9 protein-coding genes are annotated in these 18,635 nt (G+C 43.4%); 6 read left to right on the top strand and 3 right to left on the bottom strand.

All coding sequences use genetic code 11. The features are described 5' to 3' along the window. Positions 1-281: 281 nt before the first annotated feature. The 3 genes from BLU33_RS23560 to BLU33_RS23550 all read right to left on the bottom strand — a co-directional run bounded on the left by BLU33_RS23560 (position 282) and on the right by BLU33_RS23550 (position 11,953). Complete coding sequence (locus tag BLU33_RS23560; RefSeq protein ID WP_091379290.1) at positions 282-5,024, bottom strand: DUF6443 domain-containing protein; 4,743 nt, start codon at positions 5,022-5,024, stop codon at positions 282-284. A gap of 26 nt (positions 5,025-5,050) precedes the next feature. Continuing rightward, positions 5,051-8,758, bottom strand: coding sequence for an RHS repeat domain-containing protein (locus BLU33_RS23555; RefSeq protein ID WP_091379287.1), 3,708 nt, complete (start codon positions 8,756-8,758; stop codon positions 5,051-5,053). 579 nt (positions 8,759-9,337) lie between these two features. Beyond that, entirely contained in the window at positions 9,338-11,953 is a 2,616-nt protein-coding gene (locus BLU33_RS23550; RefSeq protein WP_091379284.1) for a gliding motility-associated C-terminal domain-containing protein, read from the bottom strand. A gap of 613 nt (positions 11,954-12,566) precedes the next feature. On the opposite strand from BLU33_RS23550, the gene BLU33_RS23545 reads away from it, so the two are divergent. From BLU33_RS23545 to BLU33_RS23520, 6 genes are read left to right on the top strand one after another with little or no spacing between them, the layout of a single operon-like run. Beyond that, positions 12,567-12,992: a type IV pilin protein gene (locus tag BLU33_RS23545; RefSeq protein WP_091379281.1), complete on the top strand. Its 426-nt coding sequence runs from the start codon at positions 12,567-12,569 to the stop codon at positions 12,990-12,992. Positions 12,993-12,995: 3 nt separating this feature from the next. After that, the gene (locus tag BLU33_RS23540; protein WP_091379277.1) at positions 12,996-13,526 is read left to right on the top strand and encodes a hypothetical protein; all 531 of its coding nucleotides are present in this window, start codon (positions 12,996-12,998) and stop codon (positions 13,524-13,526) included. After that, positions 13,517-14,950 (top strand): GspE/PulE family protein, encoded by a 1,434-nt coding sequence (locus tag BLU33_RS23535; RefSeq protein ID WP_091379274.1) that lies wholly within the window; start codon positions 13,517-13,519, stop codon positions 14,948-14,950. The genes BLU33_RS23540 and BLU33_RS23535 overlap by 10 nt, the downstream gene beginning before the upstream one ends. Then, entirely contained in the window at positions 14,950-16,887 is a 1,938-nt protein-coding gene (locus BLU33_RS23530) for a type II secretion system protein GspD (RefSeq protein ID WP_091379271.1), read from the top strand. Before BLU33_RS23535 ends, BLU33_RS23530 begins: the two co-directional genes overlap by 1 nt. A gap of 10 nt (positions 16,888-16,897) precedes the next feature. Continuing rightward, positions 16,898-18,106, top strand: a complete 1,209-nt coding sequence (locus BLU33_RS23525) for a hypothetical protein (RefSeq protein WP_091379268.1) — start codon at positions 16,898-16,900, stop codon at positions 18,104-18,106. A gap of 1 nt (position 18,107) precedes the next feature. Further along, positions 18,108-18,632, top strand: coding sequence for a hypothetical protein (locus BLU33_RS23520; protein WP_091379265.1), 525 nt, complete (start codon positions 18,108-18,110; stop codon positions 18,630-18,632). Positions 18,633-18,635 lie beyond the last annotated feature (3 nt).

The raw sequence follows: 18,635 nt of genomic DNA, 5'->3' as shown, positions 1-18,635 counted from the left end.
AATACCTATAAAAATCAGCAAAAGAGAAGAAAAAAAACTAAGAAATATACTAAGTGTCATATGATCAATTATTTAATTACCTGGCAAGTGATTCTATAATAAAAACTAACCCAACAATTATACCCATAATCGCAGTTATCCAAAAATGAATATATTGACTTATCCATTGCCCTTGCCAGTTGGTTTTTTCAGAAGCTGGCTTCTTCCTTATAATGTAAAACAACATAAGTAGTCCTCCAATAAAAAAAGCGATTCCCCAAAAAAAACGTTGCAAATCCATACTACTTTTCTTTCTTTTTATCTAAACTTTCTTTATACTTATCTACCACTTTATCTGTTTGGCTTTTAACACCTTGCAACATAAGGCTATTTAGTCCGCCAGCCATCACCTTCGATAACTCTGATGCTCCCGGCATTGCATCGTCGAGTGCTTTCTCCCCTAACTTTTCCAACCCTCTATTTACAGCCTCGTTGGTAACTGTAACAGCAGCTTTTTTATCATCACCTGTTATTAATTCAACCCCTACTTCGAGAAGTGTGCCTACGCCAGATACTATTGCACCTGAAGTTGCAACTGCGGCTCCCGGCGCTGCTCCAACTCCCGCTACAGGTGCCCCAGCAATTGCCATAACCGCACCCGCAGCAGCCGTTTTATCGCCTGTCTCCTGCATGCTTTTTGCTGTGCTTAAAAGTGCTTCTTTATGATCGGTAGTCCACTTTTGCGTTGCTACCCCTGCTTTAACAACTGCGGTTGCAGTTTGATTATAAGCGCTTTTGGTGGCTGATACAGCTGTATTATAAACAGCTTTCGTTGTAGCTACAGCATTATTATAACTACTTTTTGCTTGTTTTACTGCATTATCTAACCAATCCGGCCACTGGCCATCCGGGTCTTCAAATCTTATAGAATTATCAAACCCATAAACATAAGGTGACCATCTTCTACCTTTTTCCGCCATTGGGTCAATGGTTGTCCATCTTGCTATTACTGGATCGTACATTCGGTGACCATAGTCATAGACACCTAATTCTTCTTGAAGTTCTTTGCCATTGTAAAGGTAGTTATTTTTAGGGTTAGTTGCCCCATGATTGATATCCATTCCAAATGGATAATAGTCATCGGATTGAATCATGCTTGCGGCCCCTGATTTGGTGTCGAAAGTCAACCTGATATTTCCCAGATGGTCCGTCAGATTATATTGATAGTCATAACTACTACCGCTTGTCGGAGGGATAGCTCTGCCTTCATCCGTTTGAATAAAAGCCATTACTCCGTTATCATATTCTATCCCGTCGATATAATCCGTGGTGGTAGTGACACTGTTCACAACGGATACTTTCCGCAACTTTTCGCCATTAGCATCATAAGTGATCGTTACCGTACCGCCGGTAATGCTGCTTAACTGCGGCAGGTTTAGGATGTTGGTAGTGGTAACTGCCCTTCCCCGGGAGTTATCCTGGATTACGTTTCCATTTGCGTCATAGCCATATGTAAAGGTGCCACTCTTGTAACCATTTACGCTCGCATCTGCGTTGATATCCTGTACCGACTGCAGCTGGTTAGTGGGAAGCCCCCCTACCAGATAGCTGTAGGTCAGTTGGTCAATGGTAGCACTGGCCCAGCTGCGCTGCAGGTTGCTGATATTGCCGTTCTGATCATAAAGAATTCCCTGTTCGCTGTAGCCATTGGAGCCAATTCCGCTGGTCAGGCGGTTCAGGTTGTCATAAAGATAAGCGTAGTACTGTTGAGATCCACCATTCGATGTCCACAGCTGCGTGCTGATATTGCCGTTGTATTGCGGTGTAAAACTGGTGACCAGGGTAGGGTTAACGGTGTTTTTATCATACTGCAGCTGTTCCGAAAAGTGGGGCGAGCTGGCGTTGATCAGCCAGCCACGTTCGTTATATCCGTAGGTGACTGTTTCGAAAGGATTGGCGGTTCCTACTGTATGCAGTTGTTTATTCAGCATCTGACCAAGTTCATTGTAGACCACTTTCGACAGTTGAATATTTACATCAGGAGCATTGGCGCCATTCTTTAATTGTTCCGAGGCAGTTGTCCTTCTTCCTTCCTGATCATAGTTATAAGCGGTCAAATCTGTCAAAACTAATGATGCGGCATTACTCACATTGGTATAATACAACCTTTGTGATGATATCAGATCATTTGTAAAATCGTAGCCATTGGTTACCGCATCATAATTATAAGGGCTAAGCAAGCCACCAAAATAACGCTGTTTGTAGGTTCCTGCTATTCTACCCCAATCGTCGTAATAAATTTCTGACCATAGCATATCCGGCGTACCGGCCCCTATGGTATTGAGCACCATTATTTTACTCCCTGTCAGTGAACCTTTGGTTAAAACTCCTGCACCTGCTGGTGCCGTATTAAAACCAGTTGGTTGACCAGTAAAACTATAGTCGTCATAATAATTAATTTTCAAAAAAGGATAACTTTGCCCGGTTGGGTAACTGGATCCATCGTACAAACTAGTAGTTCCCGCCAGGCGGCCTTCCCATAGCGGCAATGCGGTATTTGCATAAGTACTGATTAATGACTGCAGTTCCGTGATTGACGGTGCGGTGATATTGTTATCTGCGCTACTGCCCGCATATGTATAAATGCCAGTGATAATTATCCGACCCAATGCGTCATATTTCGTAAAGGTCCATTGCTGTACAGGCTTTCCGCGTTGGACTGCATCCTGGGTCATTACGACCTGATCGAGGTTGTTGTAGACTATAAATTCCCATCCCTTACCCGGAAGTTTCTTCTCTATCAGTCGGTTCCGCTGATCATAGTAATATTGATAGCATAAATTGTCCAATATTGTTTGTGAAGGTGCAGTCGCGTCTGCGCCGGACTGTGGCGTCAGAACAAACGCCAGGTTACCCAAATCATCATATACGTAATAGGTCGATAGCATCTGAACTGTCGTCCCCACTTGGTTATAGGTTCGTTTAAGTACAATATGTCCCTCTTTGTCTTTATATTCCTCGGAGGTACCTACGCAACCCATAGCCGATGTCCAGTTTTCATCCCTAGTGATCGTCAATAGTAACTGGCCCGGGCCATACGTCGCTGAACTCGTCCGTACCAGTTGTTGCTTCAACGTCGTTGGATTGATCGTGGTCGTGTACAAGGCCACTATCTTGCTACCTAGATTGGTAGATGCAGCCGTGCTGGAAAATGTACTGGTCTGATCATTTGTCGCATATAAAGTTCTTACAGTACGACCAGCGCTGTTGGCATCGCCTGATCCGGGAAGCTGCCACGTAGCACCGGCCTCACCCTGTTCGACTATACGGTCCAGCGGCGAGGATTCATAACCCGACTGAGCAAAAGAGGGCACTGTACCATTTACAGCGGCCATGGTCACAACGCCTGGCGCATTCCAGGAAGCGGCGGTCGAAACATTATAAAATGAAGCCTGATCTGTGATCGCAGTACTTTTATAACTACCATTACTTGAGGCAGTCATAGCAACATAGGGCAAATATTTCATTGCTTCACGGTCCTCAGGGTCATACACTACAGGAGTGACTATGTCCCTTTCACCGGGGCTTGCCTTGACTTGAACAGTTTGCAGGGCGCGTCCGAGTCCGTCGATATATTGAATGGTTTGATTGACGCCGCAGACAGTCATAGCTGCTATTTGTGCATCAGTAATTGTTGTTATGTTTCCGTTCCGGAGAGTATTTGTGGTGATATAATTATAAGCCGACGACGCAGCTGTATTGAGGGGGAGGCAACTAGCTGTAGTAACGGTGACAGAAGTCGTATACAACGTTGATCCGCTATTAGTCACTGCTCGCCTGTAATACACCGTACCTACAATGGTCGCGTTGCCAGGGCTGTAATTGACACCTGTCCCATTCAAGGTTATTGGTGTCCATGTTGTATTGTCCGGCGAGCTCTGCCACTGATAAACATAAGTTCCGGTACCACCTATTGCAGAAGTACCTGTTAATGTAGGGATAGTCGTACCGACCAGCACAGTTTGGGTTGCCGGAGCGATAGTTCCAGGACCGAATGGAGGCGGTGAAACAGTTACTATCGCTGTATTTGTCGGAAGGCTTACACCATTACTATTGTCGAGTCGTTCAAAAGAAGTTGTTGTTGTAAGCGCTGGTGAAGTATAAGTTGCAGACGTTGCACCGGGTATAAGTGTCCAGCTCCCGGTGCCCGTTAAGCTGTACCATTGATAACTATAGGTACCATTGCCCCCGGTGGGCGAGGTTTGCGTAAAGACAGGCGCAGTATTATAATTAATCGTCTGTGTTGATGGACTGATAGCGCCCGCGACGAGTTGCGGGTAAACTGTTATAAGTGAAAGGTTACTATTAGTTACCGCGTCAGTGTTGTTGTTTGTCACTACGACACGGTAATAAGTTGTCGAGGTCAGCGCCGTTGGCATAAAGCTGCCCCCTGTTGCATTGGCAATATTGGTAAATATATGAATATTGGGCGAACTTTGCCACTGATAACTATAGGTTCCAAGATTATCTACCGGGCTGATTACCGTTATTGCCCCGGGTGAGGTATTGTAATTAATACTCAGCGAAGCCGGACTGATTGTAGCCGAGGAAGAGGAAGTACCTACCTGTACCGCCAGACCAGTAGCAAGTATTGAACCATAGGCATTAGACTCAGAGCACTCAATCGACGCAACACCATTATATCCGGTACTCCATTGAACCGTTGCACTGCTTCCCGACCCATAAAGGGTACCTGCTGCGGCGGGTGAAAATTGCCAGGAATAAGTTACAGCACCAGTAGCGTTGACGACCGTATATACTGACTGTACGGTACCCGCTGCAACTGTTGCAGGCCCTGTTACCTGCCCTGCTACCGGTGGACCAGTCGGTATGCCAACATCCGGGGTGATATGCTGCGCGCTGGCGTTGGTCGTGAACAATATAGTACTGACAAACAAAAAAACAGCAAAACAATAGTTTATTTTTCTAATAAACAAATGTTGGTATATATGGTTATATAAGTGAGCAAAACTGATGTGGTTCATGTGTGATAAGATTAGGTGCTGTTCTTTTATTGTCCCTGGTAATGATAAGTCATATGCTTGACGATGCTACCATCCTTATCTTTAATATTGAGCAATCTCTGAAAGCTATCGTATTCATAAAACGTGGTCTCATTCTTTGCGTCAGTTGCACTTGTCATTCCTACCAGAGGGCTGTAGGTATAAGAAGTCATTAATGCGCCTATCGGGTACAATCGTAAATCGTCAATATATTGGGCACTGGCATTTCCTGCGACCGATACGTTAGCAGCGCTACTTAATTGCATAGTATGTTCGTAATAAGTCCAGCCAGTCGGCGACGTGGGGCCTATTTTCGTACTTTGAACTGTCCCTCCTGAAATCGTTGCCGGCCCGGCTTTTGACCAGTACGAAACCGTGTAAGTGCCAATGGGTATTGGATCTACAGTCGAAATAGTGGCTCCGGTAATATAACCGCAATACTGGCCCGTTCTTGCTGTTATAGTATTGTTCATGACACCGGCCGGAATATTCCAGTTATTGGGATTATTTAACCGGGTTGCACCTGGTGTCTCCGCTTCCTCGAAACTGGAAAAGGCGATTTTTGAGGAATTGGCATTTTTAACCTCTGCGACCGGATATCTACGGCTCACGTCCCATAAAAAGACAGTGCTTAAATTAGCGACCGTTTGCGTTGTATAAATATTGAAATCCTTTAACTTTTCATGATCGTAATCGAAACTCGCAGCCGCACGGTAATGACTGTCCCTAGCATAGGATCCTGCAGTGCTCATCGCCGTCGTAGCTAAAAGTGGTACAGACCGTACGTTAGATAACACAAAATTTGTAGTGCTACCTGTAGTTGCCAACGGTAATGGATTGGCAAGGTCGAGTGTATAGCTAGTAGATGGATAATCCCCTGTAGCAACCGGGTACTCTGTCACTGACCCGGATGTCACATTTAAGGTAGGTGAGGCACCCGTTGTAGATCTCAAAGTTACCTTTTCAATGGGGCTACCTACATTATTTATTGCGATCATCTGTTGAACGAAACCCGTCGGGTTAGCATAATCCTGAGGGTAAATATTTACATTTACGAGCGTTTCTCCTTTACTATCAGTCAAATAAGAACGCGTGATCTGACGATGAAGAGGATTGTCATAGGCATAGGTTTCGGACGTCGTAACGGGATTATTTCCGCTTACATCGTAGATCGTCGTTGTTTTACTGACAGGCAAATAGGAATAGGTATAATAACCATAAGCAGAGCCTTCACAAGCATAGGCTACGCTCGAAGCAGTACCCGGTGGACAAACAGTAAATGACCTTGCTTTGATGGATTTGACTAACGAGTTGCCCTTATTCAAAGCAGTATAAGTAAATGCGGTACTTTTTACAGGATGCCCTGTCGAATTATATACTGTTTCTTTTAATATTTTACCCCGTTCTTCTTCCAAAGAGATATAGGGTTGGTAATTAGTCTGTGTTTGAGAAAGGGTCGTCAATGGCGCTTCATCCAAATGCCCCGCGTCATTGGCGTGATCAAAATTTGTGTATAAATATTTTGTGTAACTGCCATCACTTCTCCTCTCAGTAACCTCTGAGTAACCGATGTGGCTGCCCATACTATTATTAGATACCGGCAAAACAGATTGTGAGGAAAAGAGATTGGAAATATAAGTGATGCCATTATTAGCGGTGCCGCTAACTACGTAATAGCTTCCAAATGTATATTGTCCCTGCCCGCCCAAATTACCGCTGGACAAGTAATTTGCCGGGGCCGTCAGATAATTATTATCATAATTAGTTACATAATAATAGTCCTTTTCGAAAGGTGTTGCGGCTGCATTAACAGGATCTGAACTAATGATACTTTTTATCCTAACCCCGCCCGCAATATAATCGGAAGTATAAGTTGCTAACTGCGTCCTATTGGAAGCCACACTCTTACTGTATTTATTAAGTTCATAACTAAATTGTGTAATTCCTCCAGTCGGGTACTTTATCTCATTCAGCATCGAAGTTGCCGCATAGCCTGCATTGGAATTAGGCTGTCTCCAATTAAAATAGCCTGTTGTATCTGGAATATTGGAAACATAATTAATCAATGCCGATGTATTATTCCAAAATCCCCAGTGGTCAGTTTGCCAGGCGAGATATCCCGGAGGTACAGTGCCTGATGGTGTGCCATTATAATAAAATTGATATGGCGGTTTAGCAGTGCCGTCCTGGCCAACTTCTATCAGGGAATTTAAAGTTAACCTGACTGTCGGATCGCTTGAATAGCTAAAATTGAATTGTTTGATCGGCGTTCCGGAGATTGGTCCATTGTATATCGAAATATTATTTAATTGCTTCCAGAAAAGATCGTTCCAAACCGATGTATAGTTATCTGAACCGCCGGGCACCGCATTAGTATGTACATTGCTTGCCTGAACAGATTGAGCACCAATTCCTGTGGAGCAATTACTTGAATCAAAGTTACCGCTGTTAAGAAAAGGTAATCGTGGTATTGTTGTTCCGGAAGATGACCCTGAAGTGGCAAATCCAGTGTTATCATAGACACTTTTTGCAACAAACAATTCCGTAGTATTACATCTATTGAACTGGATATTAAAGTTACTGGTTGAAATAGATGTCAGATAAGTCGGCCTTATAAGCTGTCCACTATATATATTACTTGAGAAACTTGTACTTTGACAAGCGTTAGCGTTAAATGCCCCACTAACATAGGTTTTTGTGCCATAATTGAAATTTACGCTGATCGCCAGTTGATTGATATAACTATCCGGTGTATAAGTGAAAGTTACCTTTTCGTTTTGATTTTTACTGATGATCTGGGTTAAATACCAGGAATTCGCCACCCATTGCGCATTATTCTGATTAAAATAATCCACACCATACTCAATTGCGCTTGCCATTCCAGCCGTATCAGTAACTGGTAATGAGGGATTTTTACCAAAAATATATTGTGTCCCATCATCGGTAGTTATGCAAAAACCGCTTATGGATTGAGAATATCCCCATTGAGCTACAAGGCTACTAGTTGGCGTCTTAAATGGCACGTTCATTAATTGACTTTTAATGACACTCAGCGGGGTTATGGTAACCGGCCGGTCACAGGAAATATACCAAGTCCCATCTGCCTGTAAATAAAACTTTCCGTTGTATCCTGGAAAATTAAAACTAAACTCATCCGGCTGACTGTCAGACTGGACAGGTTCATTATTTATTCCCGAAAGATAACAGGTTTCATTGGCTATATTAAAGACGTTAGTTTGACTATTCCAACTAGTACTATTCATTAGTGGTCTGTTGTCATCCGCATTTCCTTCGTCATTATAAAAAAAATAACCTGCATAGGGGCATGTAGAACTATTTAGAGGGGAGGCATTCGGATTTATCACGGTATTTTGTTCATCTGGTATATCATTTACCACCCTGGTAATTACTCCACCTGCATTTAATGACCACCCTAAACCTACCCAGCCCGGATGCTGGTCAGGCCTAAATCCTGAAGCGTGATAGCTCAGTGAGATAGGTACACTTATCTCCCTTTCTTTGAGCGTATAAAGTGGGATTTCAATTTGTGGCACACCGGTAAAGAAAGACACGGGATATTCACCATATAGTCCAAGATTTGCCGCATTCGGACTTTGCAGATTAACAGGAGGTAGCGGAATTTGCGCCTTTGCAGCAGAAAGAACAACTAAATTAACTATGATACAGGCAATGGGGTATAAAATACTTCTTTTCATGATTAAATTGGATGACAGGACAGGCCATAACTAAGCACAGGTTTTAGTGCAAAGCACATATATGATTACTACAATGGGTGGATAAGAAATGAGAATGAGGCGATCGATTCAGTCTGCCGGAACTTGGAACAGGATTTTCATAATTGCGACGGTTTAAGTTTTAGAATACTGCGTACAATTTATTAATTTAAAATCGCAAATAAAAATTTTAAATTTAAAAAAGTAAACTGAATCTCCTCATTCTCTGAACAGTTAATTTTTTATTCGAAACTTAAAGGAGGCCTTCAGCAATCCAGCGGTTAATATTACTGCGCCCATATGCTTAGTACGCTGTTGACTTTGAAAGACGGCTTGAATGGACGATATAAAATCTCAACACCTTTAGGTTAATCACATCGAGTAATAAATCTGAGAAATATAATTTAGCTTCATTCTGCAATGGCCTTTAGGTCTGCGACATTAATTGACTTCAAAAATTTCTACCAACCCGACCGGAATTGTTAAGGCCTGATCGTTTGATAACATAAAGGAACACACACCTGCTATAAAAATTTGTTGATTATCATAATAATGATGAGGTTAACGAATTATTGTAACAAAACCACTATATGTTTTACCATTCTTTTTAGAAACTATAAGGTAATAATACACACCTGAGGGAAGTTTCTTTCCATTTAAGTTGCCATTCCAGGGCGCATAATATCCGTCACTTTTAAACACTGATGTTCCATAACGATTAAACACTTTAATATGAAGATTTGGATCATCATCAAATCCTAATATCACCCAGGTATCATTGATACCGTCGTCATTCGGCGTAAAAGTATTCGGAATAAATATATTTGAACATTTATCTATTACATTGATTTGCTGCATTGCCTGGCAACCGTTACTGTCAATTACCATTAATGACACAGTTTGAGGGGTCTTCACCTCAAACCTATTGTCACCAACTGATCCATTCCAAAAATATTTGGTAAAGCCTGTTGGGGCTACGAGTGTAATGTATTGTTTTATCGTTTCGCAGATAGAAGTGTCTTTAATTGATAAAACGGGATTTGCCGAAAACTGGACATCGACACTCGTGTCTTTAACGCATCCACTGGGGGAAGTAACTTCAGCAGTATATATTCCAGAAGTATTTACAATAATTTTGTCTGTAGTTTCGCCCGTAGACCATTTTAATATTCCATTCAGATAACTTGCTATCAATGTCACACTCTGACCAACGCAAATGTTGGAGTTATCAGTTTGCTTGATATTTACAATAGGAACCGGATTAAAAGTTATTTTTGTTGGCAAGCTTATTTCCATACAATTAGCCCCAATTTTACTAGTTACCGTAACAGCATAGCTGGCAGGTATCGTAGTTACTATGCTAGTTAAATTACTATCACCCTGTATGATATTCCCATCGCGGCTCCAATTAATCCTATAATTTGAATCGGCAACTAAGTTAGTGTTCAACGTAGCTGGTTCTCCCATACAATATTCCATTTTGTCAGCAAATACAATCGGCGTAGGAAGATTGGCAAAATTGACTTGAACCTCCTGTGACGAAGTCCAACTATTTGCGCACGAGCTCACATCTACCTGGTATTTCCCGCTTTGACTAACTACGCATGAATCTGAAGTGATTCCATTAAAAGAATCGTTAAAAAACCAGCGGTAAGTGTATGATTGATCAGCTTTTACTTTCAGGGTAGTCGCTTTTTCGGCGCAAAAATTGAGTTGTTCGGGATAATTAAACGAGAAAACAGGTTGTTGAATTACACTAACCTGAACATGATTTGTTTGAACATGTGAACCACTACACAAATTTGTAAGGATAGCGTAATAGTCGCCTGTTGATGCGATCAGTAAAGTATCAGCTGTACTTCCAGCGAGTGGATTCGCATTTTTATACCATTGAACTATATTTCCCGCATATTTCGCAGTTGCCGTTACTGATGTGTTAACACAAATCTGTACTTTCTTTACCGAATCAGGTTGGTTTTTAAAACTTACAGCGTTAACGGGCGGTGAGTTAATTGAAATGTCATACTGGGGTACCAAATAATAAAGTCCATTATCTGTCGCAATCCATGCGCCATTTTCGCAAACAGGATTTATCGTTGCAGCATTTACGTAGATGTCATTAATCCTGCCATTGCCCAGTTTATCATAGTGAAAAAACGTATATTGATTTAAGTTATTCTGAAGGTTTAGAAGATCATAAACTGAATTACTAAAGTAAAGACCATTATCTGTACCAACCAGTAAATTATTTTTTATGTCACCCGGGGCAGTGATATCGGCGGGATTTCCAAAGGTGGTCAGACCTAATATAGATGTTATTTTATTTACCTTAATGCCAGACAGATATTGCCGGTGGGGTGAAGCTTCCGAATTGCTGTAATCCGCATCAGTCTGAAACAGGCCAAATTGACTTCCCCATAATATATCAAGATTACTTTCAAAGGGATAATCATAAATAAGCGGTGAAACTTTGAATATGGTATTAGTAGAATTACCATATTTATGCATACTTTGCCATACTGTATACAAAAGGATGTTACTTAAATTATTTTGTGTTACCTTATAATACACTATCGTATCGCCCGGAAAACTGTAGTTAAAAAAACCAGAATATATAGCAGTTCTATAAGTTGCCTCAAAAACTATTGCCGGGACAGGATCGGAACTTGCTGATGAAGTTTCCGCATCAATATTGTAATTAAATGTTCCCTTATTGGTTGCTACTAATAAGTTTAGATTATTATGGGCCGACAGGTTGAAGGCATTGGTTGCTATATTTGAATAATCAATACCTATTGAAGAAAGGGTATCACCAATGCCTTGATCATTACCTATAATCTTAATTTTGCCACCTTTGCATTGAATAAGCCCCGAATTTGCAGTGGCGATAAATAAAGTATCTTTGCTGCGACCGGCAATATCTACAAATTGTGAATTATTGTAACCTGCAAAAATATTTGTGTAATCGACGATAGACTTGGTAACATTATTTATTTGGAACACTTCATTATTTGCGCCTAAGACCCACACATAAGGATCATTAAAATCTTTCTTTACTTTTAGTATTTTTCTTCCGGAAAAAAAATGATCCGAAATAGTAAAATTGATATCTTGCGTAAAAGCTTTACCACCTATTAATGAAACACAAATTATTATTAATGTAATTCTGAAACGCATCGTAACAGATTAGGGACGTAAAACAAAATATTTAAAGATGCCATCTACTGTAAAAACCATAACAATATTAATTCGCCACAATCGGTAAAAACCTGCAAATAAAAGGCTTCAATTCTTTTCTTTTTAAACGTTAAATCTATACCGTTGCACACATGTAAGTCGACGCATAACGATACATCCGTAAAAAAAACGAAAACACCAAAACAAAGATTAATTTAAAATTCTTGAAATCTTCATAGCTTAATTGTGATATATTGGCAATAAATTGCCCGGTAACAGGTTGCTGAACAATATTAAAAGTTTATTCCCATTTTTCCTATTAATAAAATTATAAAGCAACAAAATATCTGGGAGCCGACAACATCTCCTATACCATGTATGCCCGAAGCTATATTAATTCATCTATGTTTGGTTAACTTGTAGAATAAGGGAGTTTTAAAAGCATTTGACAATTGAGTTTGCTTGAAAAGAAGGGATGACAACCACATCCGTTGTCCGATTTTTATAAATGAAATAGCATGTTATAACTATATAAAACAACTAATATAATTATAAATAAATTTTTTCATTTTGTTTATAATCATTAGATTAGTCAATCCAACTCATTTTAAAAATGAAGCCTAAACTACACTTGCCAAACCGAAAGGTCAAGGCCTACACGCTAACTGAAATACTAGTTGTATTGATCATTATCGGTATACTGGTGTTGCTTGCCCTGCCCAACCTTTTACCCATCGTTACCAAAGCCAAAACGGTCGAGGCTAAACTACAGTTAACTCACGTACAGGAATTGGAAAAGAATTATTTTTACGAACATTCCAAATATACGAAGGATCTTGGCGATATAGGCTTTATACAGGAGCCCCTGAGCACCGACAACAAGGATGCAAGGGCCAATTACCGCATTGAGATCACGGATGCGACCAATACGACTTTTACGGCCAAGGCGACCGCTGTGGTAGATTTTAACGGGAACGGCGTGTTTAATGTATGGGAGATCAACCAGGACAAAACGCTGACTGAAACGACCAAAGATTAAGTGTTGGTAGCTTCTGAAATTATTGTGTTGCTGGTGCTGCTGACAATCTTCCTGGAGGATACCAGTATCCGCGAAGTTCACATGGTGCTGTTTCCTTTACTGGCGGGGGCGTTGTTGATCGCAGGGTTAAAGCACGGGGCCGGTTTCCAGGCGCTGTGGGAGTCCGCCAGCGTCAATCTGCTGTTCCTGATGTTGGTTCTACTGCTGCTGACGGCATGGTTCTCTTTAAAAGAAAAACGCGTGGTCAATGTGACCTTACAACTGCTGGGATGGGGCGACATTTGGTTCCTGGTTTGTATCGCTCTTTATTTTTCGATTTTAAATTATTTATTTTTTTACATAGCGAGCCTCCTCGCAGTGGTGGTCTTATGGTCAGCCTGGAGATTTATTTCAAAAAAAAACAACCAGCATATCCCGCTCGCGGGCATGCAGGCGCTGATGCTGGCGATTTACCTTAGCTGCGATTGGTGGTTGATCCACTTTAATGCGGTCAGTGACAACTGGCTGTTACGTTTTATTTACCAATGGACCTGAACCGAGATATAACTTTATTAACCGAGAATATTCACTGGCTGAGCAAGGAACAGGCATGGCATTACCGCATTTTACCCAAAAGCCGCGGCGCGGGAGCCCTGTTCTTTTATTGTGAAGACACAGCCGACCTGGACAACCTGGGTGCTGAGCTGGAGATCATCTTCGGGCTGGAGATCCAGCTCGAAAAAATTGCTGCATCACAGGTATCCCGTCTGCTGGCCAAATATTACTTAAAACACGAAACGGCCAAAAGCTCGGCGCAGCTGAATACTACCCATAATGCAGATGACTTTTTAAACAACCTGATCCAGGAGGCCAAAAACCTCAAAAGCAGCGATATACATATAGAAAGCTATGAGCATAAATGCCGGGTAAGGGTCAGGATCGACGGGATGATGGTGGAACGTTACCTCCTTAAACGCGAAGACTACCCCGCGTTGATCAATAAGATCAAGATCAAGGCCAACCTGGATATATCGGAAAAGCGCCTGCCGCAGGATGGCCGGATCAATTTTATACACCAGGGCGAGCAATTTGATATCCGGGTCTCCGTCCTCCCTACCCTATATGGCGAAAAAGTAGTGCTCCGGCTCCTGAACAGTGATGCTACGGAGATCGACCTTAACAGCCTGGGCTTTTCGGATTTTGACCTGGAGAATTACCTACAGGGTGCCAAAATGCCCAACGGGATCCTGCTGATCAGCGGCCCGACCGGTTCCGGGAAGACGACAACGCTGTACGCGACCTTAAAGCTGCTCAATAAGGAGACCAGGAATGTATTAACTATAGAGGACCCGATCGAATATACGCTCGAAGGCATCAACCAGGTCCAGTTAAAGGAATCCATCGGCCTGGGGTTCGCTTCGGCGCTACGGACCTTTCTCCGGCAGGATCCCGATGTGATCATGGTGGGTGAGATCAGGGATACTGAAACGGCCAATATGGCGATACGGGCCGCGCTAACGGGCCACCTCGTGCTATCCACCATTCACACCAATTCCGCCTGGGGTACCGTTTCCCGCCTGATCGATATGGGCGTGCAGCCCTTCCTGGTGGCGAGTACACTGAACACGACGGTCGCGCAGCGGCTCGTCAGGCTGCTCTGCCCTTCTTGCAAGGAACAGCAGGAATTTGACCAGGGCCTATACCCAAGGCAATTTAAGCCCTACAGCAAGGTGGACAACCATTTCATCCCAAAGGGCTGCGATACCTGTCATTTTACCGGTTATAAAGGGCGCAAGGCCGTTTATGAGGTCATACCGATCGACCAGGAACTGGCCACCGAGATAAAGGCCGGCAACATGAACGTAAATGAACTGTTAAAAGAACGCGGCATACATACCCTGGCTGAAAATGCCTTTAATTTATTTAGCGACGGATTAACCTCCATCGAAGAGATCTACCCCCTATTACTTAATTATTGATGATGAATAAATTTTTTACGCTGCTTAGTCTGGTATTGCTGTTATCCTTTTTCGCAGGCCGGGCACGCGCCCAAAATAAAGACAGGACACAGCTCATCCAGCAACGACTGGAGTCGATCGTCGTAGAGGTGCCTGGTCTCGGCCAGAAAGTACAATTAATGGTGACCGGTATTTCCATACAGGACTATCTGAACGTGTTGGCCAAAACGAATAAGCTCAGCATTAGTATTGACCCTAAGCTTAATTTCCAGGTATACGATACCTTCAACGGTGTTACAGCGGAAAATATACTGGTCCTGCTGGCCCAGAAATATAACCTGGATATCACCACGGTAGGGGCGATTATTTACATCACCCCTTACCAAGATCCGGCCCAGTTTGCCAAGCCACCTGCAAAAGATATCGCTGTAAAGTTCGATCAGCAAAGCGGCAATATATCCATGATGCTGGACAACGACAGCCTTGCAGCCGTTGGTAAAAAGATCACGCAGGTTTCCGGCAATAATGTGATTATACCCAATGCTTTGCAGAACAAACTGGTATCGGCCTTTATTCAAAATGCGCCCTTTGAAACGGCGATGGAAAAACTCGCCTTTTCCAACGGCATCAAAATGGTTAGGACCAATGACAACTTTTATCTTTTCCAGCCGCTGGATGAAAACGAGGAGCTCTATGTCAACGGGGACAAGCATACCGGTGTGCGCAGGACCTTTAAAACGGAAAACCCGAACAGCCATCCTATGGGCGGTCTCTTTACCCGGATGGTTAACGGCCAGAACCTGATCTCCGCCGATGCCGCAGGGACGCCTATAGCCGACCTGGTTAAACAGGCCTCGCAGGAAATGAACATCAATTATTCCATCTATTCTGAATTAAAAGGGGCGATCAATATCCATGTACGTGATGTCAGCTATGAAGATTTTCTCAGCCTGGTTTTAAAAGGTACCGAATATACCTTTCATACGGACAATGGCGTGTACCTGATTGGCGATGCCCAGCAGGAAGGCTTGCGTACTTTCCGGGCGATCAAGCTACAGAACCGCTCGATCGACACTGTCGTTGCAATGATCCCAGCCGAATGGAAAAAAAGTGTCGAGATCAAAGAGTTCCGCGAGCAAAATACGTTAATCTTATCGGGTTCCGGCGCGAATCTTGCAGAAATGGCCGACTTCATCAAACAGCTGGACGTGCTGGTGCCATCCGTACTCGTAGAGGTTACGATGATCGATATCAATAAAAGCAGGTCGGTCTCCACGGGCATAGGAGCCGGTGTTTCCGACAGCGTGAAGACGGGCGGCACGATCCTGCCCGGCATGAACTTTACCTTTAGCTCCTCTTCGGTCAATAACGCCCTGAACGGCGTGGGAAAACTGGTCGGCGTGAACTTGGGCCATGTGGTACCCAACTTCTATGTCAGTCTGAGCGCCCTGGAAACCAATGGCAATGTCGAAGTGAGATCCGTACCAAAGCTACTGGCTTTGAACGGCCATACCGCTACCATCAGTATCGGCAACTCGGTTTATTACAAAAACTCCACGCAAAGCTTTATACCCACCAATGCCTCCTCCTCCTCAACTGTATTGACCAATGCCTATATCGAAAGTGATGCAAATATGAAAATCTCCGTTAAACCGGTCATTTCCGGCAATGACCAGATCACCTTAGGCATCAAAATTGATATTTCCGATTTCACATCGATCCCCACCGATGGCTCCCCTCCGCCGAAGTCCACCAGTAGCTATGAGACCAGTATGAGGATCAATAATGAGGATATGATCCTGCTGGGCGGAATAGAGCGGACGGAAAAGGACGACAATGTTTCCGGCTTCCCAATCCTGTCAAGAATCCCGATATTAAAATATATATTCAGTAATAAAACCAAAGCGACCAAGAAAGTGATCTCTGTTATTTATATCAGGCCGATCATTATGCGTTAACTACAAGATCATGCTGAAACCATATTACAGGATCAATGAAGCCACCGGCGTTGCCATCCATATCTCCGCTGACGGGAATGCGGAGTTGAACGCCTGCGCCGTATCAGTTGACAAAAACCAGCTGAGCATCGAAAAGAAGGTGATGGGACTGACGACTGTAACAGACCTGAAAAAACATTTTTCAGGTAATTCTGTCGCCGTTAACTTGTCCGGGAAAGGCGTATTACATAAACAAACCCCGCTTATCGAGGAGCTCAGTGAGCATAACTTTGGCCAAGTCTTTTTAAATGCCCATATCCATGATTTCTATGTCCAGCATTTCCAATCGGGAAATATATCTTTTATCAGCGTCGTACGCAGGACAGAGGCGGACAAATGGCTCCGAGCCCTGGAAACCGCCGGTTATACGCCATTAGTATTAAGCCTTGGGCCATTCGTGCTGGAGCAGGCACAGAACCAGCTCAATGTTTATGACAGCAGCCTGGTCTTTGACGGGCACAGTGTTGAACGCAACGACAGCATGGAATGGACCAGTTACCGGTATGCGGAAAATAACCATGCACCCGCTTCGTTAAAGGTCTCGCTGGAGCAGCTACATGAGAAACTTCTCCTCCCTTATGCCTCAGCTTTCCAACTGGTCATGGCAGACCGCCTGCAACCGACCGCCGCCGGCGTGCGGGAGCTCGGCCAGCGCCTGGAAACCCTGCTGGCGAAAAAAAAACTGACCGTAAACGCGGCTGCGATCCTGGTGGCTTTCTTTATTTTACTGTTGGTCAATTTTGTCCTTTTCTCCTCGCTCTATAGCGAAAATAACCAGTTAACGGACAAGGTAAGCCAATTAACTCAAAGCAGCATCAGCGTCCAGGGTGTACAGGACCAGGTCACCCAAAAAGTAGCCTTGCTGAAAGAGCTGGGATGGGATGGCGGCATCAATAAAAGCGCGCTGGTGGACCAGTTGGCGGCCCTGATGCCGGAAGACATTACCCTGGACGCGGTTTCCGTTAACCCGGTCGACCAGGAACAAAGCAGGCTACAGAAAACAGTGGCCTTTCATGATGGGCAGATTACCCTCACGGGGCATTCCGACAAGATCATCCCGCTAAACGAATGGATCGCCAGGATCAAAACGAAAGCCTGGGTGAAAAACATACAGATGGATAACTACTCCTTTAACAATGAACAAAATACAGGCCTGTTTACCGTAGTCATCAATTATTAGCATGCTGAAAAAACTACCCATTAAAAATGACTACCTACTGATCATCGGAGCCCTTCTTTTGTTCGTGATGGGCTATGAGCTAGCTTTCAAAAAAACATTTGAGGCCTGGCAGACCAATAAGGAACTAAAACAAAAACTGTCTTCGGCTCAGGGACTGGGGGGCCAGCCTGACTACCTAGAGCGTAAAAACAGCAACCTGGACAAGCTCATCAAACTATACCAAGCCGACACAACGGCCCTGCGGAATAACCTGATCAACAGCGTCACCCTATTGGCAGATCGGCAAAATGTAAAACTGGCAGAAGTGCCTGCGCAGGACGCCAGCTTTACCTCGGCGCATTTTATGATCGAAAAACTGGACTTTGAAGGTGATTACTTTTCGCTCTTAAAAATGAGCAGCCTGCTCCAAAAACAAAGTGCAATCGGCATCATCCGCTCCGAAAACTGGAAAGTAACCGGCATCAGGAACAATGGTGATAAAATAAAGAAACTGGTTTTAGAGGTCTACCTGGAAATCTCCCGGTAAACC

Source organism: Mucilaginibacter mallensis, assembly GCF_900105165.1.
GTDB classification, from domain to species: domain Bacteria; phylum Bacteroidota; class Bacteroidia; order Sphingobacteriales; family Sphingobacteriaceae; genus Mucilaginibacter; species Mucilaginibacter mallensis.
The sequence above is the reverse complement of the archived record's forward strand: the minus strand, read 5'-3'. Positions and strand labels throughout refer to the sequence as shown.

Coding starts and splice junctions, on each gene's coding strand:
- BLU33_RS23520 (WP_091379265.1), top strand. CDS start 18,108: ATGCTGAAAAAACTACCCATTAAAAATGACTACCTACTGATCATCGGA.
- BLU33_RS23545 (WP_091379281.1), top strand. CDS start 12,567: ATGAAGCCTAAACTACACTTGCCAAACCGAAAGGTCAAGGCCTACACG.
- BLU33_RS23560 (WP_091379290.1), bottom strand. CDS start 5,024: ATGAACCACATCAGTTTTGCTCACTTATATAACCATATATACCAACAT.
- BLU33_RS23555 (WP_091379287.1), bottom strand. CDS start 8,758: ATGAAAAGAAGTATTTTATACCCCATTGCCTGTATCATAGTTAATTTA.
- BLU33_RS23525 (WP_091379268.1), top strand. CDS start 16,898: ATGCTGAAACCATATTACAGGATCAATGAAGCCACCGGCGTTGCCATC.
- BLU33_RS23530 (WP_091379271.1), top strand. CDS start 14,950: ATGATGAATAAATTTTTTACGCTGCTTAGTCTGGTATTGCTGTTATCC.
- BLU33_RS23550 (WP_091379284.1), bottom strand. CDS start 11,953: ATGCGTTTCAGAATTACATTAATAATAATTTGTGTTTCATTAATAGGT.
- BLU33_RS23535 (WP_091379274.1), top strand. CDS start 13,517: ATGGACCTGAACCGAGATATAACTTTATTAACCGAGAATATTCACTGG.